Source organism: Streptomyces sp. E-08 (assembly GCF_049913095.1).
Taxonomy (GTDB): Bacteria; Actinomycetota; Actinomycetes; order Streptomycetales; family Streptomycetaceae; genus Streptomyces.
In genome coordinates, this window is the sequence record NZ_CP183971.1 from 3,867,035 (window position 1) to 3,889,084 (window position 22,050).

A 22,050-nucleotide genomic window follows, 5' to 3' on the forward strand; every position below is an offset into this window, starting at 1 on the left:
CTCAGCGGGCCCGGCGCATCACGACGTAGTCCCGCGATTCCCTGCCGGGCCGCTGCCGGTCGACGACGGTCCAGCCCCAGCGGGTGTACCGGTCCGTCAGTTCCGGTACGTCGAGGGTCATGAGCAGGGCCGGTCCGGGGACCGCGTCCAGGAGCAGCTCGTCGTGGAGCCTGCGGCCGATGCCCTGCCCCTGGTGGCCGGGGGCGACGACGAGTTCGGCGAGCTCGAAGGCGGAGGCGGCCCCGGAGAGGACCGTGTCGGTCCAGCCGGCGGAGAACCCGAGGAGGGCCTCCTCGGCGTCGAGCGCGGCCACCGCCGTGAAGTCCTCCCTCCCGCCGGCCGATCCCAGCAGCCTGTCGACGGTCCGTACGGCGCCGAGCGGCGGCTCGTGCCAGGGGTCGCCGCAGAACGCCTGGGCGCACAGGGCGAGGAGTTCGTCGCGGCGGGCCGCGAGGTCCCCGGCCGTGACGCGGGTCAGGCGGTACGTCACGAGTTGACCGCGCCCCGCAGTTCGGCCACGTCCAGCTGTTCCGTCTCGTCGTGCGCGGTCAGGTCGATGACCTGGCCGATCGCCCGCGGCGGCGCCGTGACCTGCGGAGCGAGGGGCGCGGCGACCGGGGTGAGCAGCGGGGTCCCGGAGGCCAGGGCCTCTTCGAGGACCTCCTCGCCGACGACGTCGGCGAGGTCGGTGTTCTGCACGGCCTCGATGACGGCCGCCGCCTTCTGCGTACCGAAGAAGTCGAAGCCGCCCTCGGGGCGCGGGACGGGCCTGCGGGCCGCGTACGGGGCGATCGCGGCCGCGACCGGCACCGCCGGAAGGGCCGCGGCCCTGGCCTGCGAGGCCGGCGGGAGCGCGGGGGCGGCGGCCGTACGGCTGTGCTGCTCGGTTCCGGCGGCCGCCGCGTGCTTCCCCTGCGGCTCCTCCGTCTCCCGGGCCCGCTCGGCGAGGTCGCGGGCGCGGGCCGCCTCGGCCGTACGGCGGGCCTGCTGGGCCGCGGCGTTGCGCGGGAGGTCGCGCAGCGCCTGGGCGGCGCGGCGGAAGGCCTCCGGGGTGTGCGTGGAGCCTGCGGCCGGCAGCGCCTTGGCCTCGGCGGGGCCGCTCGCCTCCAGGGCGAGGACGCGGCGGCCCTCCAGGGCGCTGGCCCGCTCGGTCTCCGCGGTGGCGTACCGGCGGAGCAGGTCGGCGTGCTCGCCGCGCAGTCCGGCGAGCTCCACGCGCTTGGCGCGGAGCTTGGCGTCGAGCCGGACGCGCAGCGCGCGGGACTCCTCCAGGTCGGTCTCCAGCTCGGCGGTGCGCTCCTCGGCCTTCCACTGGTCGGCGGCGCGCGCGCGGTCGAGCTCGGCGACCTTCAGGCCGGCGCCGCGGTCCCAACTGCGCATGAGGACGGCACCGGTGACGGCGGCGGCGGCCGCCGCGGCCGCGAGCAGCCGCGCGATCACCGGGTCGCCGGGCAGCCAGGCGGCCGCGGCGCACACGACCGCGGCGCCGGCGACCGCGGAGGGCGGCAGCAGCTTGTGCAGAGGCGGGGAATGGCGGTGGCGTCCACGTGGCATGGCCTGAAATTTACCGTGCGTAGGCGCCATGTGGGGCGTCGGCCCGGCAATCACTTGGCCACTTCTCGCCATCAGAAGTGGATATCGACGGTTCCGGTTCCGTTTCGGGCCGACTCGCCTCCCCCGCCGACTACTTCTTGAGCAGCCCCTTCGTCTCCAGATACTCCTTGGCGACGTCCTCCGGCTTCGCCCGCTCGGCGTCCACCTTGCGGTTGAGTTCGGCGAGATCCGCTGTGGTCAGCACCTTGGTGATCTTGTCCAGGGCGGCGGCTATCTCCGGAGCGCCGGCGTCCTTGGCGTTGAGCACGGGCAGCACGTTGTCCGCGTTCTGCAGCTTCTTGTCGTCGGTGAGGAAGACGAGGCCGTAGCTGTCGATCGTGGCGTCCGTGGTGGTCGTCAGGACGAGCTGGTCCACCCCGTCCTTGACCGCCTGCTTGGCCTGCGGCGTTCCGACGCCCTTGGGGTCGATCCCGGCCACGTCGATCCCGTACGTCTTCTTCAGACCGGGTGCGCAGAAGGGCCGCACCGCGCATTCGTCACCGGCGGCGATCTTCACCTTCAGCTTCGCGCGGCCGAGATCGGAAAGGGTCGTCAGCTTGTTCTTCGCGGCGAATTCCTTCGTCACCGCGAAGGCGTTCTGATCGACCGCCTCTCCGGCGGCGAGCACCTTCAGACCGCGCGGTTCGGCGAGCTTCCGCAGCGCGTCGACCGTGGCCGTCGCGTCGCCCGAGGCGACCGGCTTGTCCTCGGGCGCCTTCGGGCCGTTCACCTTCGCGTTGAGGAATTCCGCGATCGTCGCCGCGTATTCCGGGACGACGTCGATCTCGCCCTTCTCCAGCGAGGGTTCGTACAGCTCGCGATTCTTCACCGTGGTGATGGACACGGAGTATCCCTCGGCCCGCAGCGACTGCGCGTACAGCTCGGCGAGGACCTTGGCCTCCGTGAAGGCGGCCGCGCCGACCACCAGGGAACCCTTCTCCCCGCCGCCGGAGGCGCCGGAACCGCCGGAGTCCTTCTTCTTGCCTTCCTCCAGGCTGTCACCGCCGCACGCGGCGAGGGCGACGGTCAGCGCCGCCGTACCCAGCAGCGCGCCCGCGATACGCGAGACCCTGTTCACGAGATCACCCATCCCAGTCAGTGTTCGACAAGTCGTCTGTGTCGGTCGAAGAGGCGGTCCGCGGCCACCAGGACGCCCTCCACCAGGAGGGCGAGCAGCGCCACGAGCACGGCGCCCGCGACGACCCGCGCGGTGTCGTACGTGGCGAAGCCGGCCGTGATGATCCGGCCGAGACCGCCCTGCCCGACCATCGCGGCGACGGTCGCCGTGGCGACCACCTGCACCGCGGCCGAGCGGACCCCGGTCATCACCACCGGGCGGGCCAGCGGGAGTTCGACCCGGAAGAAGAGCTGGACGCCCGTCATCCCCATGCCCCGGGCGGCCCGCACCGCGGCCCGGTCGACCTCCCGCACCCCCACGTACGCGTTGGTGAGGAGCGGGGGTACCGCGAAGAGCACCAGGGCCACCACCGTCGGCACATAGCCGGCGTTCCGCAGGGGCGACACCATGAACAGGGCGAGCACCGCGAAGACGGGGATCGCCCGCCCCACGTTGGACACGTTCACCGCGAGGGCCCCGCCCCGGCCGAGGTGGCCGAGCCACAGGCCCAGCGGCAGCGCGAGCGCCGAGGCGACGAGGAGCGCGGCCCCGCTCACGTACACGTGCTCGGCGAGCCGCTGCCCGATGCCGTCCTCGCCCGTCCAGTGCGCGCCGGTGGTGAGCCAGCCCCAGGCGTCCGTCACGATGCCCATCTCACCCACCTCCCGGCGCGGTCCGTATCCGGGTCCACGGCGTCAGCAGCCGCTGGAGACCCAGGAGCAACAGGTCGGCGGTGACGGCGAGCAGCACGCACAGCACCGAGGCGGCGAGCATCTGCGCCTTGAAGAAGGTCGGCAGCGCGTCCTCGATGAGGTTGCCCAGGCCCCCGCGGCCGACGACCGAACCGACCGTCGTCAGCGCGACCGTGGAGACCGTCGCCATCCGCACCCCGGCCATCAGCACCGGCAGTGCCAGCGGGAGTTCGACCTGCCAGAGCATCCGCAGCGAGCCGTACCCCATGCCCCGGGCGGCCTCCCGCGTCTCGGCCGGCACGGCGGCGAGCCCCGCCAGCGTGTTCCGCACGAGGATCGTCAGCGCGTACAGCACGAGGCCGGTCACGACGAGCGCGGCCGAGAGACCGAAGAGGGGCAGCAGCAGCGAGAACATCGCGAGCGACGGCACCGTGTAGAGCAGGGTCGTGAGACCCAGGACCGGGCCGGCGAACCGGGGCCTGGCGCGCACGAGCAGGGCGAGCGGCACCGCGACGGCGAGCGCGATCAGCACGGACACGACCGTGATTCCCACATGCTGGAGCAGCGCCTCCGTCAACTCCGCCCGGCGCGTGCGCAGATACTCACCGCAGATCCAGTCGTTCGTGACCAGACAGTTCTGCTCGCTCATCGCCCCTCCCCCCGTGTCGTCCGCCCTCCCGAACGCTTGTGTGACGACCCTAACCCCCGCCACCGACAATCCCCGAGACCCGCCACAATGCGGCAACACGCCCTTCACACACCCCCGCCGCCCAGGGGCCAGAATGGGGAACCATGATCCGGTTCGAGCACGTGACCAAGCGGTACGACGACGGCACCACGGCCGTCGACGACCTCTCCTTCGAGGTCGCCGAGGGCGAACTCGTCACCCTGGTCGGCCCGTCCGGGTGCGGCAAGACGACCACGATGATGATGGTCAACCGGCTCGTCGAGCCGACCTCGGGCCGCGTCCTCGTCGACGGCGAGGACATCGCGGGCGTCGACCCGGTCGCCCTGCGCCGCAAGATCGGCTACGTCATCCAGCAGGTCGGGCTCTTCCCCCACCGCACGGTCCTCGACAACACCGCGACCGTCCCCGCCCTCCTCGGCTGGAAAAAGGCCGCCGCACGCGCGCGTGCCGCCGAACTCCTCGACCTCGTCGGCCTCGACCCGGCCGTCTACGGCTCGCGCTACCCCGCACAGCTCTCCGGCGGGCAGCGCCAGCGCGTCGGCGTCGCGCGCGCCCTCGCCGCCGACCCGCCCGTCCTCCTCATGGACGAACCGTTCGGCGCCGTCGACCCGGTCGTCCGCGAGCGCCTCCAGAACGAGTTCCTCACGCTCCAGGCCACCGTCCGCAAGACCGTCCTCCTCGTCACCCACGACATCGAGGAGGCCGTCCGCATGGGCGACCGCATGGCCGTCTACGGGCAGGGCCGCATCGAACAGTTCGACACGCCCGCCACCGTCCTCGGCACCCCCGCCACCCCGTACGTCGCGGACTTCGTCGGCAACGACCGGGGCCTCAAGCGGCTCGCGGTCACCCCGGTCACCGAGACCGACCTCGACCCGTGGGCGAAGGACGCCGAAGCCACCGCTGACGGCACCCCCGCCCCCGTACCCCTCGGGACCTCCCTCAAGGACGCCCTCGCCGCGCTCCTCCAGCACGACGCCGGCCGCCTCACCGTCACCGGCGACGACGGCCGGCCGCTCGGCGTCCTCACCCCGGCGGGCGTCCACCGCGCCCTGCGCCGGGCCTCGGCGGCACAGGAGACGCCACAGGGCACCTCCTAGGCCGGCAAGACACCCCCTAGGTGGCGCTGAGCTTCCCGGCCATCCAGACCAGGCCCGGCGGGATCTCCCGGTTCCACGTGTTGAAGTTGTGGCCGCCGCTCTCCAGCACGATCGACGAGACCTCCGCCGGGCTCTTCACCTTCTCGATGAACTGCCGCGTGCCCTTCAGGTTGCCCTCGCCCCGCTTCGACGACGTCACCAGGAACGACGTGCTCCCCTGCCGCCCGTGGTCCAGGCTCCACAGCAGGTCGCCCCGGCGCCGCAAGGCGTCGTCCCCGTGGAACAGGTCCCCGGTGGTGACGTCCTCCGCCGCCTTGTAGTACGCGGAGAAGCCCGCGCCCGCCGCGAACCGGTCCGGGTGGTGGAGGGCGATCTTCAGCGCGCAGTACCCGCCCGTCGAGTTCCCCATGAAGCCCCAGTTCCGCGGCTTCGCCCCCACCCGGTACGTCCCCGAGACCGCCTTCGGCAGGTCCTCCGAGAAGAAGGTCTCCGTCCGCGGGCCCCCCGGGACGTCCACGCACTCGGTGTCCCGCGGCGGCGCCACCGTCGGACGGAGCATCACCAGGATCATCGGCTGCATCCGCCCCTCCTTCGCCTGGAGGTACGCCGTCCGGGGGTACTTGAGCCCCTTGATCAGGTTCTCCGCCGTCCCCGGATACCCCGTGAGCACCACGGCCGCCGGGAACGTCCGCTTCGCATACCGCGGCTGGAAGTACTCCGGAGGCAGGTACACGTACGCGGGCGAGGCGATCCCCGACCGCTCCCCCGCCACCACGACCTTCTGGATCTGCCCCCCGACCGAGGGACGCCCACCGCCCGGCACGTCGAGCGTCTGCGTCTCCACCACCCGGACGTCCTTCGAGCCGGCCGCGTGGTCGACGACCACCCCCATCTCCTGCTCCTGACCGAACAGGTCGGCCCACGAGCCGTAGAACAGGAACGACCGGTTCGCCGCGAGACCCACCGCCGCGAACAGCGCCACCTGGGTCATGAGCAGCAGCCCCACCCGGCCCACGACCGGCCGCCAGCCGCGCCGCGCGAGCCTCGGCCACATCCAGACCGTGGCCAGGAACAGCGCCACGGCCAGCGCCACGGCCGACACGAGGACTTTGTCACTGGTGAGACCCATGAGACGACCGAGCCTTCTTTCCGAGATTTTCCTGTGAGCGAATGAACCCGGTCCCGCGCGCCGCCGTCATAGAAGGCGCACCAGCCGGAACGGCCCGCCGAACGCGCCGCAGGGCCCGACCGGAGTCAAAGACCCTGCGCAGGACCACGGGAAGTACGGGAAGCCATGTCTGTCACGGTAGATGGGGACAAATCAGGATTGGTTCCGGTTCGGGTGCGGCGGATTCTCCGCGGCCCCCGCCCCGAGAACGTCCCGGGCCTCGTCGGCACGGCCGCCACCCTCATCGGTCTCATCGACATCACCGCGGGGGTCTTCCCCCGCTTCCGCGTCAGCCGCATGCACGCCGTCGCCGAGGTCCTCCCCGGCACCCTCGGCCCCCTCTCCGCCGCCCTCTCCCTCAGCGCCGGCGTCCTCCTCCTGCTCCTCGCCCACGGCCTCAAGCGGCACAAACGCCGGGCCTGGCGCGCCGCCGTCGTCCTGCTCCCCCTCGGCGCCGTCGCCCAGTTCGTCTGGCGCCACTCCGTCCTCGGCGCCCTCCTCTCCCTCGCACTCCTCACCCTCCTCGTACGCCATCGGAGCGAGTTCGCCGCCCTCCCCGACCCCCGCAGCCGCTGGCGGGCCCTCGCCAACTTCGTCGTCATGGGCGCCGGATCCATCGCCCTCGGCCTCGTCATCGTCAGCGCCCACCCCCGGCGCGTCGTCGGCAGCCCCAGCCTCACCGACCGCCTCGAACACGTCCTGTACGGACTCCTCGGCGTCGAAGGCCCCGTCGCCTACACCAAGGGCGTCGACTGGACCGTCGGCTACTCCCTCGGCGCCCTCGGCATGCTCACCGCCCTCACCACCATCTACCTGGCCTTCCGCCCCGAACACCCCGCCGCACGCCTCACCGACGACGACGAGACCCGGCTGCGCGCCCTCCTCGACCAGCACGGCGGCCGCGACTCCCTCGGCCACTTCGCGCTCCGCCGCGACAAGGGCGTCGTCTTCTCCCCCAGCGGCAAGGCCGCCGTCTGCTACCGCGTCGTCTCCGGCGTCATGCTCGCCAGCGGCGACCCCATCGGCGACGTCGAGGCCTGGCCCGGCGCCATCGAACGCTTCATGGACGAAGCCAAGGCACACTCCTGGACCCCCGCCGTCATGGGCTGCTCCGAGACCGGCGGCCAGGTCTGGACCCGCGAGACCGGCCTCGACGCCCTCGAACTCGGCGACGAGGCGGTGGTCGACGTCGCGGATTTCTCCCTCTCCGGCCGGGCCATGCGCAACGTCCGCCAGATGGTCAAACGGATCGAACGCAACGGCTACACCACCCAGGTCCGCCGGGTCCGTGACCTCGACGACGAGGAACTCGAACGCGTCCGCCGCGCCGCCGCCGACTGGCGCGGCACCGACACCGAGCGCGGCTTCTCCATGGCCCTCGGCCGCATCGGCGCCCCCGGCGACGGCGACGCCGTCATAGCGACCGCCCACAAGGCCGACGACACCGACGGCACGGACTCCCCCTACGGCGACCTCAAGGCGGTCATCCACTTCGTCCCCTGGGGCCCCGACGGCATGTCGCTCGAACTCATGCGCCGCGACCGCTCCGCCGACCCCGGCATGAACGAGCTCCTCATCGTCGCCGCCCTCCAGGCCTCCCCCGGCCTCGGCATCGAGCGCGTGTCCCTCAACTTCGCCATGTTCCGCGCCGCCCTCGCCCGCGGCGAGAAGATCGGCGCGGGCCCCGTCCTGCGCGTCTGGCGCGGACTCCTCGTCTTCCTCTCCCGCTGGTTCCAGATCGAGTCGCTCTACAAGTTCAACGCCAAGTTCCGGCCGCGCTGGGAACCCCGCTTCGTCGTCTACCGCAAGAGCCGCGACCTCCCCCGCATCGGCTTCGCCGCCATGCAGGCCGAAGGCTTCGTACACCTCTCGCTGCCCCGCCCCTTCACCCGCAGGCGCCCCGCCCCGGCCCCCCGCCCCTGCGCCCACATCGTCCCCGCCCAGACGGCCGACCGAGAGGTCCGCGCGGCCTGATATCACCCCTGGGCCCTACGCTGGACACATGAGTACGACGATCCACCGGGGCACGGCCCGGGGCCTGCCGGAGTGGGACCGCTGCGCGGTCATGGGCGTGGTCAACGTGACCCCCGACTCCTTCTCCGACGGCGGCCGCTGGTTCGACACCACGGCCGCCGTCAAACACGGCCTCGACCTCGTCGCCGAGGGCGCCGACCTCGTCGACGTCGGCGGCGAGTCCACCCGCCCCGGCGCCACCCGCGTCGACGAGGAGGAAGAGCTCCGCCGCGTCGTCCCCGTCGTCCGCGGCCTCGCCGCCGAAGGCGTCACCGTCTCCGTCGACACCATGCGGGCCACCGTCGCCGCCCGCGCCGTCGAGGCCGGCGCCGTCCTCGTCAACGACGTCAGCGGCGGCCTCGCCGACCCCCGCATGGTCCCCGCCGTCGCCGCCGCCGAGGTCCCCTTCGTCGTCATGCACTGGCGCGGCTTCAGCGACAACATGAACAGCCTCGCCGTGTACGACGACGTCGTCGGCGAAGTCGTCACCGAACTCCGCACCCGCATGGAGGCCGTCGTCGACGGCGGCGTCGCCCCCGAGCGGATCGTCATCGACCCCGGCCTCGGCTTCGCCAAGCTCGCCCCCCACGACCTCGCCCTCGTCGCCCACCTCCCCGAGCTCCGCGCCCTCGGCCGCCCCCTCCTCGTCGCCGCCTCCCGCAAGCGGTTCCTCGGCCACGTCCTCACCCGCGAGGGCGCCACCCCGCCGCCCGCCCGCGAGCGCGACGCCGCCACCGCCGCCGTCTCCGCCCTCGCCGCCCACGCGGGCGCGTGGGCCGTCCGCGTCCACGAGGTACGGGCCACCGCCGACGCCGTACGAGTCGCCAGGGCCATCGAGGGAGCCGCGTGAGCCACACGGACCGCGACGCCGACGAGGCAGCCGTCGAAGCCGCCAACACCGCCTTCTACGAGGCCATGGAGACCGGCGACTTCGAGACGCTCTCCACGCTCTGGCTCGACGACGGGGCCACCCCCATCACCTGCGTCCACCCCGGCTGGCCCGTCCTCACCGGCCGCGGCGAGGTGCTCCGCTCGTACGCCCTGATCATGGCGAACACGGACTACATCCAGTTCTTCCTCACCGACCTCCGGATCTCCCTCGCCGGCGACACCGCCCTCATCACCTGCACCGAGAACATCCTCAGCGGCGGCCCCGCCGAGGACGGCGCCGAACTCGGCCCCCTCGTCGGCCAGCTCGTCGTCGCCACCAATGTGTTCCGCCGCACACCCGGAGGCTGGCGGGTCTGGTCCCACCACGCCTCCCCCGTCCTGGGCGACACCGAGGAGACGGGAGGTCCCGAGGACGGCACCGAGGCTTCGAATCCGCCCGTCTGACGCGCCCCGGACCCCCCAAGGGCAAGCGCTGTCGGTCCCCGCAGGTAGATTCGAAGTGGACACCCGGCCGTCCGCACCCGGCTGCGTGCCCACCCGAACTACGACAGCAGGAGTGATTCGCGTGGATCGTGTCGCGCTGCGCGGCCTCAAGGCCCGAGGCCACCACGGCGTCTTCCCCAAGGAGCGCGAGGAGGGCCAGACCTTCATCGTGGACCTGGTACTCGGCCTGGACACCCGCCCGGCGGCCGCCGAGGACGACCTCACGAAGACCGTCCACTACGGGATCGTCGCCGAAGAGGTCGTCGACGTGGTCCAGGGCGAGCCCGTCGACCTCATCGAGACCCTCGCCGAGCGCATCGCCCAGCAGTGCCTCAGCCACGCCGGGGTACAAGAGGTGGAAGTCGTCGTCCACAAGCCGGACGCGCCCATCACCGTGCCCTTCGACGACGTGACCATCACGATCACCCGGAGCCGACGATGAAGCCGACGCAGAGCGACCCCACCGTCCAGCCCGTACCCGCATCCGTCGTCGAGACCGTCGACGCCGCCGACACGACCCTCTCCAACCCCCGCTGGGCCGTCCTCGCCCTCGGCGCGAACCTCGGCAACCGCCTGGAGACCCTCCAGGGCGCCGTCGACGCCCTCGGCGACACCCCCGGCCTCCGGGTCAAAGCCGTCTCCCCCGTCTACGAGACGGCCCCCTGGGGCGTCGATCCCGGCAGCCAGCCCTCCTACCTCAACGCCGTCCTCCTCGTGAAGACGACGCTGCCGCCCTCCTCCCTCCTGGAGCGGGCCCACGCCGTCGAGGAGGCCTTCCACCGCGTCCGCGAGGAGCGCTGGGGCGCCCGCACCATCGACGTCGACATCGTCGCGTACGCGGACACGGTCTCCGAGGACCCCGTCCTCACCCTCCCGCACCCCCGCGCCCACCAGCGCGCCTTCGTCCTCGCCCCGTGGCACGACGTCGACCCCGAAGCCCTGATCCCCGGCCACGGCCCGGTGGCCGAGCTCCTCGCCGCCCTCGGCCACGAAGGCGTCACGCCCCGTGCCGACCTGGAACTCCGCCTCCCCGAGTAGTCGTTACGCTCGTGCCAGACCGCCCCAGCGACGACACGAAGGACATCCGGTGAAACAACTGCGGCTGAAGGTGCTCACCGGACTGTTCCTCGTGGCCGGCATCCTCTCGTGGGGTGCCGCCCGGCTCTGGGACGCGGTCGGCACCCTCCCCAGCGTGCCGATCGCCGCGCCCATCGTCCTCGCCGTGATCGCCGTCGTCCTCACCGCGACCGCCCTCTCCATCCGCGTCCGCCTCAAGGCCCAGCGCGAGCGGCGGCCCGGCGCCAAGGGCGTCGAACCCCTGATGGCGGCCCGCGCGGTGGTCTTCGGCCAGGCGAGCGCCCTGGTCGCCGCCCTCGTCGCCGGCATGTACGGCGGCACGGGCGTCTTCCTGCTCGGCTCCCTCGACATCCCCGCCCGTCGCGACCAGGCCCTCTACGCGGCCCTCTCGGTCGCGGCGGGCATCGCCGTCATCGCCGCCGCCCTCTTCCTGGAGCGCGTCTGCAAGCTCCCGGAGGACGACGACAAGAACCAGGCCCCTGCGGCGTAGGAGCTACGGGGCCTCGCGCGCGAGGTGCCCGTTCACCAGGAAGGTGGGGTGCGGGGCCAGCCGGTAGCTGTAGAAGGTGAAGGGCTTGGTCCCGAGCGCGGGACGGGGCCGGACGTCGTGGACCCGGACCCAGGAGGCCTCGGGCGGGTGCAGGGGGTGGTGCTCGGGGACGAAGGTGCCCCGGGCGGCCCAGCGGTTCGACACGTAGAGCTGGGAGGCCAGCCCTCGCTTCGCCGGGGTGAACCGCGCACCGATGATCCGGGCCAGCTCGGCGAGAAAGGGTACGTTGGCGCTCGCGATCATCCGCCCATGTCCGTGCTTGACGATGAAGCCGTCGCCGTCGATGTACCCGTCGAGGAACCCCATGAAGGTTTCCATGTCGCGCAGCACGACGCGCGGGAAGAGCTGCCGCATGTGGTGGGCGTCCCCACCCACGTAGTGCCGCATCGCGTCGGAGAGGTACGAGGACACCACCCTCACACGGAAGCCGGGCAGGTCCCGTTTCAGAAAGCCGGAGGGCCGGGTCACCGCCTCAAGACGAGCGGGGAGCGCCGTACAGGCCGTGAGCGCGGCCGCGTACCGGGCCGCGAACGCCTCCTCATTCACGATCAAGGAAACGTAGTTCTTGTAGACGGTCCCGTCGGCACACGTGGCACCCACGTAATAGCCGAAGTCGTACCCGGCACGGATGACCGGGCGCTCCCGGCACAGCTTCCGCGCGTGAGTCCAAGCGACCTTCACCCCTGCCGTGTCCGCCGCACGCTTCCACCCGTCCGGGGTGAGCAGCAACAGATCCGGACCGACGGTGAAGGTCATGTGGTCCGTCACCACATCGACAGCCTGTCGCCCCTTCACCGCCGTCACGTGCGAGACCGTGGTCTGCACCGTACGGTCGCCGTCCAGCGTCCACATCACGCTGCCCGGCACCACGTTCTTGGCCTGAGTGCAGCCGTCCACCAGGTTGACCAGCATCTTGCTGATCGGTCCATACGCCACAACGCCCCCTTGATCAGCGAGGAACTCCGCTGATCAAGGACGCTATGGAGCAAGGCGGACAGTCCGCTACGAGCGGGCCAATATCAGAGACATGGCCTCGGCACGTGTAGTAGCGTCACGAAGTTGACCACGTACCGCCGAGGTGGTCGTCTTCGCGCCCGGCTTGCGGACTCCGCGCAGCGCCATGCACATGTGCTCGGCCTCGATGACGACGATCGCCCCGCGCGCGTCGAGGATCCTCATCAACGAATCGGCGATCTGCGTCGTGAGGCGCTCCTGCACCTGCGGCCGGCGCGCGAAGACGTCGACAAGTCGGGCCAGCTTCGACAGGCCGGTAATCTTGCCCGATTCCGCCGGTATGTAACCAATGTGAGCTACGCCATGAAATGGCAGCAAATGATGCTCACAGGTCGCAGTCAGCTCGATGTCCTTCACCAGGACCATCTCGTCGTGTCCCAGATCGAACGTCGTCGTCAGAACGTCCTCGGGCTGCTGCCACAGCCCCGCGAAAAGCTCCTTGTACGCCCTCGCAACCCGCGCCGGCGTCTCCTTCAGACCCTCGCGGTCCGGGTCCTCGCCGACCGCGATGAGGAGCTCCCGTACGGCGTTCTCGGCGCGCTTCTCGTCGAACTCGCCGATCCTGCCCTCACCGTCCAGCGTCACCGGGTCGGTCATCTCTGCCTCGTTCCGTCTGTGCTCGATGCGCGAAAAGCCGCGCCCCCACAGGCTAGAACCTGTGGGGGCGCGGCATCCATTCCGGGGTCCCGGGGAGGTCAGTCCTCGGGGGTGTCCACCGGGGCGATGTCGATGCCCTTGGTGGTGTCCACGGTCGGGGTCGCCGACCCGTTCGCGCTGTTCGTCAGGGCGAGCTCCTTGGGGGAGAGCACCGGCGGACGCGTGGACGGGGTGCGGCGGCTGGAGCCGGTCCAGGCCGGGCGGGCCGGGCGCTTGACGATGGGGGTGAAGATCTCGGCGATCTCCTCCTTGCCCAGCGTCTCCTTCTCCAGCAGGGCGAGGACCAGGTTGTCGAGGACGTCTCGGTTCTCGACGAGGATCTCCCAGGCCTCGTTGTGCGCGGTCTCGATGAGCTTCTTGACCTCTTCGTCGACCAGCGCCGCGACCTCTTCCGAGTAGTCGCGCTGGTGCGCCATCTCACGGCCGAGGAAGGGCTCGGTGTTGTCGCCGCCGAACTTGATGGCGCCGAGCCGCTCCGTCATGCCGTACTGCGTGACCATCGCGCGGGCCGTGGACGTGGCCTTCTCGATGTCGTTCGCGGCGCCCGTGGTCGGGTCGTGGAAGACGAGCTCCTCGGCCGCGCGCCCGCCCAGCATGTAGGCCAGCTGGTCGAGCATCTCGTTGCGCGTGGTCGAGTACTTGTCCTCTTCCGGGAGCACCATCGTGTAGCCCAGGGCGCGGCCGCGGGACAGGATGGTGATCTTGTGGACGGGGTCGGCGTTGGGCGAGGCCGCCGCGACCAGGGCGTGGCCGCCCTCGTGGTACGCGGTGATCTTCTTCTCCTTGTCCGACATGATCCGGGTCCGCTTCTGCGGGCCCGCGACCACACGGTCGATCGCCTCGTCCAGAGCCTTGTTGTCGATCAGCTTCTGGTCGCTGCGGGCGGTGAGGAGCGCCGCCTCGTTGAGGACGTTGGAGAGGTCCGCGCCGGTGAAGCCGGGGGTGCGACGGGCGACGGCGCTGAGGTCGACGTCCGGGGCGACCGGCTTGCCCTTCTGGTGGACCTTGAGGATCTCCAGGCGGCCCTGCATGTCCGGGCGGTCGACGGCGATCTGCCGGTCGAATCGGCCGGGGCGCAGGAGTGCCGGGTCGAGGATGTCGGGGCGGTTCGTCGCCGCGATGAGGATGACGCCGCCCTTGACGTCGAAGCCGTCCATCTCGACGAGGAGCTGGTTGAGCGTCTGCTCGCGCTCGTCGTGACCGCCGCCGAGGCCGGCGCCGCGGTGGCGTCCGACGGCGTCGATCTCGTCGACGAAGACGATCGCCGGGGCGTTGGCCTTGGCCTGTTCGAACAGGTCGCGGACCCGGGAGGCGCCGACGCCGACGAACATCTCGACGAAGTCGGAGCCGGAGATCGAGTAGAACGGCACTCCGGCCTCGCCGGCGACGGCGCGCGCGAGGAGCGTCTTGCCGGTTCCGGGCGGGCCGTAGAGCAGGACACCCTTGGGGATCTTGGCGCCGACCGCCTGGAACTTCGCGGGCTCCTGGAGGAATTCCTTGATCTCGTGGAGTTCCTCGACGGCCTCGTCCGAGCCGGCGACGTCGGCGAACGTGGTCTTCGGCGTGTCCTTGGTGATGAGCTTCGCCTTGGACTTGCCGAACTGCATGACGCGGGAGCCGCCGCCCTGCATCTGGTTCATCAGGAAGAGGAAGACGACCACGATGAGGACGAAGGGGAGGAGCGAGAGCAGGATCGAGACGAAGGGCGACTGCTTCGTCGGGGAGACGGTGTAGCCCTTCTCGATCTGTCCGGCCTCGAACTTCTCCTGGAGCTTGTCGGCGAGGTCCGCGCCCTGGGTGCCGATGTAGCTGGCCTGGACCTTGTCGCTCTTGTTGATCTTCTGACCGTCGATGAGATCGATCTTGATGATCTGCTCGTCACCGGTGGTGAGCTTTGCCTGCTTGACCTGGTTCTTGTCGATCGCCTGGACGACCTGGCCGGTGTCCACCGTCTTGTAGCCCTCGGACGAGCCGACGACCTGCATCAGCACGACCACGGCGAGGACGGCCAGCACGATCCACATGACCGGCCCACGGAAGTATCGCTTCACGTCCATCCATACGGAGCGAGAACGCCCCGTCCCTCCTGCCCGTAGGAAAATGCTGCTGTGAGAGCTGCTGTGTGAAAAAGCTGTTCTTCGGACGGTACCTCAGCATCGTCGCCCGCGACCGCCTTCCCGTGGTTCAACGGAGGGAAGGCGGTGCGGGTTCCCCGTGAGGACGAGGTCTCAGCCGCCGTAGACGTGCGGGGCGAGCGTGCCGACGAACGGAAGGTTCCGGTACTTCTCGGCGTAGTCCAGGCCGTAGCCGACGACGAACTCGTTGGGGATGTCGAAGCCGATCCACTTGACGTCGATGGCGACCTTCGCGGCCTCCGGCTTGCGCAGGAGGGTGCACACCTCGAGGGAGGCGGGCTCGCGGGAGCCGAGGTTCGACAGCAGCCACGACAGGGTCAGGCCGGAGTCGATGATGTCCTCGACGATCAGGACGTGCTTGCCCTTGATGTCGGTGTCGAGGTCCTTGAGGATCCTGACGACGCCCGAGGACTGGGTGCCGGCGCCGTAGGAGGAGACGGCCATCCAGTCCATGGTGACGGGGGTGGAAAGGGCGCGAGCCAGATCCGCCATCACCATCACCGCGCCCTTGAGGACGCCGACGATGAGCAGGTCCTTGCCCGCGTATTCCGCGTCGATCTTCGCGGCCAGCTCTGCCAGCTTGGCGTCGATCTCTTCCTTGGTGATGAGCACCGACTGGAGGTCGGTGCCCATGTCCTTCTCGTTCACCCGGGTCACTTTCGTTTGCTGCGTGCGTCAGCCTTGCCGGATGACCAGTCTGCCACCCTGACGGCGCGCTTCGACGCGGCCGGGCAGGTTGATGGCTCCCTGGCCGCGCCAGCCGGTGATGAGCCGGTCGAGCTCCTCGATGTGCCGGGCGAAGAGCGATCCGGCGGGGGCGCCCTCAGCGATGACGGCGCGGCGCAGGACGCGGCGGCGTACGGCGGGGGGCAGCCCGAAGAGCTTGGAGCACTCGAGGGCGCCCGCCTCGTCGCGTACGGCGGTCTCGGCGTCGGCGGCCCAGGTGTCGAGGGCGTCGGCGTCGTCGCGGGAGAGCTGGGCCGTTCGGGCGAGGGCTTCGACGACGCCCTTGCCGAGGGCTTTCTCCAGGGCGGGGAGGCCCTCGTGGCGGAGCCGGGAGCGGGTGTAGGCGGGGTCGCTGTTGTGCGGGTCGTCCCAGACGGCGAGTTCCTGCGCGATGCAGGCCTTGCGGACGGTCTGGCGGTCGAGCTGGAGGAACGGGCGCCGGTAGCGGCGGGAGGTGCCGGAGACGGCGGCCATGCCGGAGAGGGAGCGGATGCCGGAGCCGCGGGCGAGGCCGAGGAGGACGGTCTCGGCCTGGTCGTCCCGGGTGTGGCCGAGGAGGATCGCGGCGGCGCCGTGGCGCTCGGCGGCGGCGTCGAGGGCGGCGTACCGGGCGTCGCGGGCGGCGGCCTCGGGTCCTCCTTCGCGGCCGACGGTGACCGTGACGGACTCGACGGGGGCGAGGCCGAGGGCGGTCATGCGTCCGGCGACCTCGGCGGCCCGGGTGTCGGAGCCGTCCTGGAGGCCGTGGTCGACGGTGACGCCGCCGGCGCGTACGGGAAGTTTGCGGGCCTCGAAGGCGAGGGCGGAGGCGAGCGCCATGGAGTCGGCGCCTCCGGAGCAGGCGACGAGCACCAGCGGTGCGTCGCCGGCGGTGTGTTCGTTGATGACGTCGTGGAGTACGCGGCGGACCGCCAGGCGTATCGCCGCGACCGCAGGATGGGGACCCATGTCCGGTGCCCTTCGTGATGGGGGTGGGGTGCCTCGGTCGGAGTCTTAACGGTCGGAAAGGGGGGTTCGGTCACTCAGAGTGCGTCGATGGTGACAGAAACCCGGCCGTTACCCGAGCATTGCACGCCTCACCCCATGCCCAGGGTCCCTCGGATGGGTGATTGGCGGGGTCTTCTCACGTGTTCCTGTGCCGTGTGCCGCACCCGCCTCAGGAGTCTGCTTTACGGTGCACCCTCGCGATCCAGTCGGCGGGAGCCGCGATCTCGGTCTTGGTGGGGAGCGTGTTGGGCGAGGTCCACACGCGGTTGAAGCCGTCCATGCCGACCTGGTCGACGACGGCGCGGACGAAGCGCTCGCCGTCGCGGTACTGGCGGAGCTTGGCGTCGAGGCCGAGGAGCCTGCGCAGGGCCAGGTCGAGGCGGGAGGCGCCCCGGGCGCGGCGGGCCTGGAACTTCTCGCGGATCTCGGCGACGGAGGGGACGACCTGGGGGCCGACGCCGTCCATGACGTAGTCGGCGTGGCCTTCGAGGAGCGACATGACGGCGGTGAGGCGGCCGAGGATCTCGCGCTGTTCGGGGGTCTGGACGAGCTCGACGAGGGACGGGGCGGGTTCGCCGTCCTCGCCCTCGGGGCGGCCGCCGGTGAGGGCCTGCGCGGCTTCGCGGAGGCGTTCGACGACGGTGCCGGGGTCGACGTCGGTGGCGGCGAGGAACGACTGGATTTCGCCCTGGAGATGGTCACGTAGCCAGGGGACGGCGGTGAACTGGGTGCGGTGGGTCTCCTCGTGGAGGCAGACCCAGAGCCGGAAGTCGTGCGGGGAGACTTCGAGTTCGCGTTCGACGTGGACGATGTTGGGAGCCACGAGGAGCAGGCGTCCGCCGCCGTTGGCCCCGGCGGGGAGGTCGCGGGTGGCGGGGGCGAAGGTCTCGTACTGGCCGAGGATGCGGGAGGCGAGGAAGGACAGCAGCATCCCGAGCTCGACGCCGGTGACCTTGCCGCCGACGGCGCCGAGGACGGCGCTGCCGGGGTTGCCGCCGCGGCGCTCCTGCATCTTGCCGAGGAGCGGGGTGAGCAGCTCGCGGAAGCCGGCGACGTTGGCCTTGATCCAGCCGGCCCGGTCGACGACGAGGACGGGCGTGTCGTGGGGTTCGGCGCCCTCGGGAATCATCCGGGTGTAGGCGCGGACGTGTTCCTCGGCGGCCTTGGCGTGCCTGCGGAGTTCGGCGACGACCTCGCGGGCCTCGTCGCGGCTGACTTCGGGTCCGGGCCGCACGAGGCGGGTCGCGGTCGCGACCGCGAGGTTCCAGTCGACCATCCCGGATGTGCCTGCGCCACCGATGCTCGTCATGCGTCAACCGTACGGGCTCGGGGCCTGTTCGGTGAGGGTTCGATGGGGGGCGTGTGCGCTCACTTCTGGCCCGCGAGGGCGGCGGAGAGCCGGTCGAGGGCGGGCTGCGCCTCGGGCGCGGAGACGGTGCGGCCGGCGAGGAACGCGAAGGCGAGGAGGCGTCCGTCGGCGGTGACGACGGTCCCGGCGAGCGTGTTGACGCCCGTGAGGGTGCCGGTCTTGGCGCGGACGAGTCCGGCGCCGGCGGGGGCGGTGTCGAAGCGGCCGGCGAGGGTGCCGGTGAAGCCGCCGACGGGCAGTCCGGTGAGGAGGGGGCGCAGGGCGGGGCGGGCGGGGTCGGCCGCGCGGGTGAGGAGTCCGGTGAGGAGGGCGGCGGAGACCCGGTCGCGGCGGTCGAGTCCGCTGCCGTCGGCGAAGCGGGCGCCGGCGACGGGGACGCCGAGCCGGGTGAGTTCGTCGCGTACGGCGTTCTCGGCGCCCTGGAAGCTCGCGGGCTGCCTGCGGGCGAGGGCGGTCTGCCGGGCGAGGGCCTCGGCGAGGTCGTTGTCGCTGTTCGTGAGGGTCCGCTCGACGAGGTCGCCGAGGGGGGCGGAGTGCGTGAGGGCGAGCGGGTCGGCCTGGGGGGTGCGGCCGGGGGCGGGGTCGCCGGTGACCTCGATCCCGGCCGCGGTGAGGAGGCCGGCGAAGGCGGTGGCGGTGTCGCCCGCCGGGTCGGCGGTGCGGGGGGCGGGGCCGCTGTGGCTGTCGTCGAGGCGTCCTTCGCGGGTCATGAGGGCGACGACGGGGGCGATGTTCTCGTTGGGGCCGATGGGGTGGAGGGCGGGGCCCCGGTAGAGGCTCGTGTCGTAGGTGAGGCGTACGGAGGTGTGGCCGCGGGCCTTGAGGGCGCGGGCGGTGTCGGCGGCGAGGGTCTTCAGGCGGGCCGGGTCGAGTGTGGGGTCGCCGCCGCCGGTGAGGGTGATGCCTTTGCCGTCGGGGGCGGCGGTGACGGTGGTGGCGATGCGGTGCTCGGGGCCGAGGGCGGAGAGCGCGGCCGCGGTGGTGGCGATCTTGACCGTGGAGGCGGGGGTCATGGGGGTGCCGGCGCCCTCGCCGTAGAGCTGCCTGCCGGTGGCGGTGTCGACGACGGAGGCGGTACGGAGCGGGCCGAGGCCGGGGTCGGCGAGGAGCGGGACGAGGACGGCGGCGAGGTCGGCGGCGCGTCCGGCGGGCGCGGTGGAGGCGTTCGGCGTGGGGGCGCGCAGGGCGGTGAGGACGCCGGGGGCGCTGGGCGCGGGGGCGGGGCGGCGGGGCGCTGCGGGCGCCGGGGGCGGGGCGTGACGTGTGCCACCCGCCGTGGGGGCGGCGGCGCGGGCCCGCTCGGCCGTACGCTGGCCTCCGTCCCATGGTCCGGCCGCGGTCACCGCCGCGGCGGCCAGGACGAGACCGAGGGCGGCGGAGCCCGCCGTGAGCTGCCACGTCCTCGGCTCCGGCATTGCTGACCAGCCCCTTTCGCGATCACACACGTGCGTGAGGGACACTTAATCACCGCGCGTCGTCGCGAGCATTCACTTGTGTTGATTCAGGAGGAGCCACCCGTGGAGTTCGACGTTCTCATCGAGATCCCCAAGGGATCGCGGAACAAGTACGAGGTCGACCACGAGACGGGTCGCATCCGCCTGGACCGTCGTCTCTTCACGTCGACGGCCTACCCGACCGACTACGGCTACGTCGAGAACACCCTGGGCGAGGACGGCGACCCGCTGGACGCGCTCGTCATCCTCGACGAGCCCACCTTCCCGGGCTGCCTGATCAAGTGCCGCGCCATCGGCATGTTCCGCATGACGGACGAGGCCGGCGGCGACGACAAGCTGCTGTGCGTCCCGGCGACGGACCCGCGCATGGAGCACCTGCGCGACATCCACCACGTGGCCGAGTTCGACCGCCTGGAGATCCAGCACTTCTTCGAGGTCTACAAGGACCTGGAGCCGGGCAAGTCCGTCGAGGGCGCCGACTGGGTCGGCCGCGCCGAGGCCGAGGAAGAGATCGAGAAGTCGTACGCGCGCGCCAAGGAGCAGGGCGGCCACTGAGCCCCTGATGCCGTGAGCGTGTGAAGGCGGTGCACCTCTTGGGGTGCACCGCCTTTCGCGCATCCGTCGCACCTTCATACTGGAATCCAGGATTCCCCGGGGATGAGGCGGAGAGCGTGGTGGCGGAGCCGGAGGACGGTGCTCCTGAGGACCGGAAGCCGCAGTCGGACGAGGCGCGGAGCGCGTTCGTCCCGCCGGCCGGGGTGGAGCAGCCCGCGCCCCCCGAGGAGGAGCACGCGACCTCCGAGTTCGCGCTTCCGCCGGGTCTGACGCCGGAGCCGCCGCAGGAGCCGGAGGGGTCGGCGTTCGCCACGCCCGCCACGTACTCGGCGAAGAGTTCGCCGCCCGCGTTCACCCCGGCGTACGGGGTGCCGCTGGTGCGGATCTCGCGGGACGCGCCGTGGCAGGACCGGATGCGGACGATGCTGCGGCTGCCGGTGGGTGACCGGCCGGTGCCGGAGGCACCGCGCAAGGAGGACGAGTCCGGGCCGTCGGTGCCGCGCGTGCTCGACCTGACCCTGCGCATCGGCGAGCTGCTGCTCGCGGGCGGGGAGGGTGCGGAGGACGTCGAGGCTGCGATGTTCGCGATCTGCCGCTCGTACGGCCTGGACCGGGTGGAGCCGACGGTCACGTTCACCCTGCTGTCGGTCACGTACCAGCCGTCGCTGGTGGACGACCCGATCACGGCGAACCGGACCGTGCGCCGCCGGGGCACGGACTACACGCGGCTCGCGGCCGTCTACCAGCTGCTCGCGGACATCAACGCGCAGGCGCACGAGGTGACGCCCGAGGAGGCGTACCGGCGGCTCGCGGAGATACGGCGCAACCGGCACCCGTACCCGGGGTGGGTCCTGACGGCGGCTGCGGGCGTTCTGGCCGGTGCGGCCTCGGTGCTGCTCGGCGGCGGTCCGACGGTCTTCTTCGTGGCGGCGCTCGGCGCGGTCCTCGGGGACCGGCTGGCCTGGCTGTGCGCGGGGCAGGGGCTGCCGGAGTTCTACCAGTTCCTGGTGGCGGCGATGCCCCCGGCGGCGATGGGGGTGCTCCTGACGCTGTTGCACGCGGACCTGCGTCCGTCGGCGGTGATCACCGGTGGACTGTTCGCGCTGATCCCGGGGCGGGCGCTCGTCGCGGCCGTGCAGGACGGCCTGACCGGTTTCTACATCACCGCCTCGGCCCGGCTCCTGGAGGTCGCGTACTTCTTCGTCGCGATCGTGGTGGGCGTGCTGTCGGTGCTGTACGTCGCGGTGCAGTTCGACGCGCAGCTGAACCCGGAGGGGACGCTGCGGGCGGTGGAGCGGCCGGTGACGCAGATCCTGGCGTCGATGGTGCTGTGCGCGACCTTCGCGATCCTGTTGCAGCAGTCGCGGGCGACGGTGCTGTTCGCGACCCTGAACGGTGGGGTGGCGTGGGTGATCTACGCGTCGATCGCGGTGACCGCCGGGGGCTCGGCGGTGATGGCGACGGCCGTGGCGGCCGGTCTGGTGGGGCTCTTCGGGCAGCTGATCGCCCGCTACGAGCACACCTCGTCGCTGCCGTACGTGACGGCGGCGATCGGGCCGCTGCTGCCCGGTTCCGCGACGTACTTCGGGGTGCTCGCGATCGCCCAGAACAACCTGGACCAGGGCTTCACCTCGCTCGCGAAGGCGGCGGCGATCGCCCTGGCGATCGCGATCGGGGTGAACCTGGGGAGCGAGCTGGCCCGCCTCTTCATGCAGGCCCCGGGCGCGGCGGCGGCGCGGCGCGCGGCGAAGCGCACCCGGGGTTTCTAGGGCCTGTCGTCC

At 71.7% G+C, this 22,050-nt stretch carries 22 protein-coding genes; 9 read left to right on the forward strand and 13 right to left on the reverse strand.

What is annotated here, in order from left to right:
- Position 1: 1 nt before the first annotated feature.
- The 5 genes from ACN9MM_RS17605 to ACN9MM_RS17625 form a co-directional block, all read right to left on the reverse strand.
- Positions 2–490: a GNAT family N-acetyltransferase gene (locus ACN9MM_RS17605; protein ID WP_426364508.1), complete on the reverse strand. Its 489-nt coding sequence runs from the start codon at positions 488–490 to the stop codon at positions 2–4.
- Complete coding sequence (locus ACN9MM_RS17610) at positions 487–1,554, reverse strand: hypothetical protein (RefSeq protein ID WP_426364509.1); 1,068 nt, start codon at positions 1,552–1,554, stop codon at positions 487–489. The genes ACN9MM_RS17605 and ACN9MM_RS17610 overlap by 4 nt, the downstream gene beginning before the upstream one ends.
- A gap of 130 nt (positions 1,555–1,684) precedes the next feature.
- Entirely contained in the window at positions 1,685–2,683 is a 999-nt protein-coding gene (locus ACN9MM_RS17615) for an ABC transporter substrate-binding protein (RefSeq protein WP_426364510.1), read from the reverse strand.
- 5 nt (positions 2,684–2,688) lie between these two features.
- The gene (locus ACN9MM_RS17620; RefSeq protein ID WP_426364511.1) at positions 2,689–3,363 is read right to left on the reverse strand and encodes an ABC transporter permease; all 675 of its coding nucleotides are present in this window, start codon (positions 3,361–3,363) and stop codon (positions 2,689–2,691) included.
- A gap of 1 nt (position 3,364) precedes the next feature.
- Entirely contained in the window at positions 3,365–4,051 is a 687-nt protein-coding gene (locus ACN9MM_RS17625) for an ABC transporter permease (RefSeq protein ID WP_426364512.1), read from the reverse strand.
- A 143-nt stretch (positions 4,052–4,194) separates the two neighbouring features.
- Here ACN9MM_RS17625 and ACN9MM_RS17630 point away from each other — a divergent pair, with 143 nt between their 5' ends.
- Positions 4,195–5,190: an ABC transporter ATP-binding protein gene (locus tag ACN9MM_RS17630; protein WP_426364513.1), complete on the forward strand. Its 996-nt coding sequence runs from the start codon at positions 4,195–4,197 to the stop codon at positions 5,188–5,190.
- Between the two features lie 16 nt (positions 5,191–5,206).
- Here the strand turns inward: ACN9MM_RS17630 and ACN9MM_RS17635 are convergent, their stop codons facing one another.
- Complete coding sequence (locus tag ACN9MM_RS17635) at positions 5,207–6,319, reverse strand: alpha/beta hydrolase (protein WP_426364514.1); 1,113 nt, start codon at positions 6,317–6,319, stop codon at positions 5,207–5,209.
- A 165-nt stretch (positions 6,320–6,484) separates the two neighbouring features.
- Here ACN9MM_RS17635 and ACN9MM_RS17640 point away from each other — a divergent pair, with 165 nt between their 5' ends.
- The 6 genes from ACN9MM_RS17640 to ACN9MM_RS17665 all read left to right on the forward strand — a co-directional run bounded on the left by ACN9MM_RS17640 (position 6,485) and on the right by ACN9MM_RS17665 (position 11,312).
- Positions 6,485–8,332 carry a phosphatidylglycerol lysyltransferase domain-containing protein gene (locus tag ACN9MM_RS17640; RefSeq protein WP_426364515.1) on the forward strand — a complete coding sequence of 616 codons (1,848 nt, stop codon included), beginning with the start codon at positions 6,485–6,487 and terminating at the stop codon, positions 8,330–8,332.
- Positions 8,333–8,360: 28 nt separating this feature from the next.
- A complete protein-coding gene (folP, locus tag ACN9MM_RS17645; RefSeq protein ID WP_426364516.1) occupies positions 8,361–9,221 on the forward strand; it encodes a dihydropteroate synthase in 861 nt (286 codons plus the stop codon).
- 65 nt (positions 9,222–9,286) lie between these two features.
- Positions 9,287–9,706 carry a nuclear transport factor 2 family protein gene (locus ACN9MM_RS17650; RefSeq protein WP_426368766.1) on the forward strand — a complete coding sequence of 140 codons (420 nt, stop codon included), beginning with the start codon at positions 9,287–9,289 and terminating at the stop codon, positions 9,704–9,706.
- 121 nt (positions 9,707–9,827) lie between these two features.
- The gene (gene folB, locus ACN9MM_RS17655; protein ID WP_116160313.1) at positions 9,828–10,187 is read left to right on the forward strand and encodes a dihydroneopterin aldolase; all 360 of its coding nucleotides are present in this window, start codon (positions 9,828–9,830) and stop codon (positions 10,185–10,187) included.
- The gene (gene folK, locus ACN9MM_RS17660) at positions 10,184–10,783 is read left to right on the forward strand and encodes a 2-amino-4-hydroxy-6-hydroxymethyldihydropteridine diphosphokinase (RefSeq protein WP_426364517.1); all 600 of its coding nucleotides are present in this window, start codon (positions 10,184–10,186) and stop codon (positions 10,781–10,783) included. The genes folB and folK overlap by 4 nt, the downstream gene beginning before the upstream one ends.
- A 49-nt stretch (positions 10,784–10,832) precedes the next feature.
- Positions 10,833–11,312: a DUF3180 domain-containing protein gene (locus ACN9MM_RS17665; protein ID WP_426364518.1), complete on the forward strand. Its 480-nt coding sequence runs from the start codon at positions 10,833–10,835 to the stop codon at positions 11,310–11,312.
- Between the two features lie 3 nt (positions 11,313–11,315).
- Here ACN9MM_RS17665 and ACN9MM_RS17670 read toward each other — a convergent pair whose 3' ends face one another.
- The 7 genes from ACN9MM_RS17670 to dacB form a co-directional block, all read right to left on the reverse strand.
- The gene (locus ACN9MM_RS17670; RefSeq protein ID WP_426364519.1) at positions 11,316–12,308 is read right to left on the reverse strand and encodes a hypothetical protein; all 993 of its coding nucleotides are present in this window, start codon (positions 12,306–12,308) and stop codon (positions 11,316–11,318) included.
- Positions 12,309–12,374: 66 nt separating this feature from the next.
- A complete protein-coding gene (gene folE, locus ACN9MM_RS17675; RefSeq protein ID WP_426364520.1) occupies positions 12,375–12,983 on the reverse strand; it encodes a GTP cyclohydrolase I FolE in 609 nt (202 codons plus the stop codon).
- A gap of 98 nt (positions 12,984–13,081) precedes the next feature.
- Complete coding sequence (ftsH, locus tag ACN9MM_RS17680; RefSeq protein WP_426364521.1) at positions 13,082–15,100, reverse strand: ATP-dependent zinc metalloprotease FtsH; 2,019 nt, start codon at positions 15,098–15,100, stop codon at positions 13,082–13,084.
- Positions 15,101–15,271: 171 nt separating this feature from the next.
- Complete coding sequence (gene hpt / locus ACN9MM_RS17685; RefSeq protein WP_030219931.1) at positions 15,272–15,811, reverse strand: hypoxanthine phosphoribosyltransferase; 540 nt, start codon at positions 15,809–15,811, stop codon at positions 15,272–15,274.
- Between the two features lie 42 nt (positions 15,812–15,853).
- A complete protein-coding gene (tilS, locus tag ACN9MM_RS17690) occupies positions 15,854–16,852 on the reverse strand; it encodes a tRNA lysidine(34) synthetase TilS (RefSeq protein ID WP_426364522.1) in 999 nt (332 codons plus the stop codon).
- A gap of 208 nt (positions 16,853–17,060) precedes the next feature.
- The gene (locus ACN9MM_RS17695) at positions 17,061–18,200 is read right to left on the reverse strand and encodes a zinc-dependent metalloprotease (RefSeq protein ID WP_426364523.1); all 1,140 of its coding nucleotides are present in this window, start codon (positions 18,198–18,200) and stop codon (positions 17,061–17,063) included.
- 59 nt (positions 18,201–18,259) lie between these two features.
- Positions 18,260–19,675: a D-alanyl-D-alanine carboxypeptidase/D-alanyl-D-alanine endopeptidase gene (gene dacB, locus ACN9MM_RS17700; protein ID WP_426364524.1), complete on the reverse strand. Its 1,416-nt coding sequence runs from the start codon at positions 19,673–19,675 to the stop codon at positions 18,260–18,262.
- Between the two features lie 102 nt (positions 19,676–19,777).
- Here dacB and ACN9MM_RS17705 point away from each other — a divergent pair, with 102 nt between their 5' ends.
- A complete protein-coding gene (locus ACN9MM_RS17705; protein WP_024758444.1) occupies positions 19,778–20,269 on the forward strand; it encodes an inorganic diphosphatase in 492 nt (163 codons plus the stop codon).
- A gap of 116 nt (positions 20,270–20,385) precedes the next feature.
- The gene (locus tag ACN9MM_RS17710) at positions 20,386–22,038 is read left to right on the forward strand and encodes a threonine/serine exporter family protein (RefSeq protein WP_426364525.1); all 1,653 of its coding nucleotides are present in this window, start codon (positions 20,386–20,388) and stop codon (positions 22,036–22,038) included.
- Positions 22,039–22,050: the final 12 nt, after the last annotated feature.

What these genes read in the sequence shown, in the direction of transcription:
- ftsH (WP_426364521.1), bottom strand. Translation starts at nt 15,100, where the DNA reads ATGGACGTGAAGCGATACTTCCGTGGGCCGGTCATGTGGATCGTGCTG.
- ACN9MM_RS17625 (WP_426364512.1), bottom strand. Translation starts at nt 4,051, where the DNA reads ATGAGCGAGCAGAACTGTCTGGTCACGAACGACTGGATCTGCGGTGAG.
- hpt (WP_030219931.1), bottom strand. Translation starts at nt 15,811, where the DNA reads ATGGGCACCGACCTCCAGTCGGTGCTCATCACCAAGGAAGAGATCGAC.
- folP (WP_426364516.1), top strand. Translation starts at nt 8,361, where the DNA reads ATGAGTACGACGATCCACCGGGGCACGGCCCGGGGCCTGCCGGAGTGG.
- ACN9MM_RS17620 (WP_426364511.1), bottom strand. Translation starts at nt 3,363, where the DNA reads ATGGGCATCGTGACGGACGCCTGGGGCTGGCTCACCACCGGCGCGCAC.
- folK (WP_426364517.1), top strand. Translation starts at nt 10,184, where the DNA reads ATGAAGCCGACGCAGAGCGACCCCACCGTCCAGCCCGTACCCGCATCC.
- ACN9MM_RS17630 (WP_426364513.1), top strand. Translation starts at nt 4,195, where the DNA reads ATGATCCGGTTCGAGCACGTGACCAAGCGGTACGACGACGGCACCACG.
- ACN9MM_RS17650 (WP_426368766.1), top strand. Translation starts at nt 9,287, where the DNA reads ATGGAGACCGGCGACTTCGAGACGCTCTCCACGCTCTGGCTCGACGAC.
- folE (WP_426364520.1), bottom strand. Translation starts at nt 12,983, where the DNA reads ATGACCGACCCGGTGACGCTGGACGGTGAGGGCAGGATCGGCGAGTTC.
- ACN9MM_RS17695 (WP_426364523.1), bottom strand. Translation starts at nt 18,200, where the DNA reads ATGACGAGCATCGGTGGCGCAGGCACATCCGGGATGGTCGACTGGAAC.
- dacB (WP_426364524.1), bottom strand. Translation starts at nt 19,675, where the DNA reads ATGCCGGAGCCGAGGACGTGGCAGCTCACGGCGGGCTCCGCCGCCCTC.
- ACN9MM_RS17610 (WP_426364509.1), bottom strand. Translation starts at nt 1,554, where the DNA reads ATGCCACGTGGACGCCACCGCCATTCCCCGCCTCTGCACAAGCTGCTG.
- ACN9MM_RS17640 (WP_426364515.1), top strand. Translation starts at nt 6,485, where the DNA reads ATGTCTGTCACGGTAGATGGGGACAAATCAGGATTGGTTCCGGTTCGG.
- ACN9MM_RS17615 (WP_426364510.1), bottom strand. Translation starts at nt 2,683, where the DNA reads ATGGGTGATCTCGTGAACAGGGTCTCGCGTATCGCGGGCGCGCTGCTG.
- ACN9MM_RS17635 (WP_426364514.1), bottom strand. Translation starts at nt 6,319, where the DNA reads ATGGGTCTCACCAGTGACAAAGTCCTCGTGTCGGCCGTGGCGCTGGCC.
- tilS (WP_426364522.1), bottom strand. Translation starts at nt 16,852, where the DNA reads ATGGGTCCCCATCCTGCGGTCGCGGCGATACGCCTGGCGGTCCGCCGC.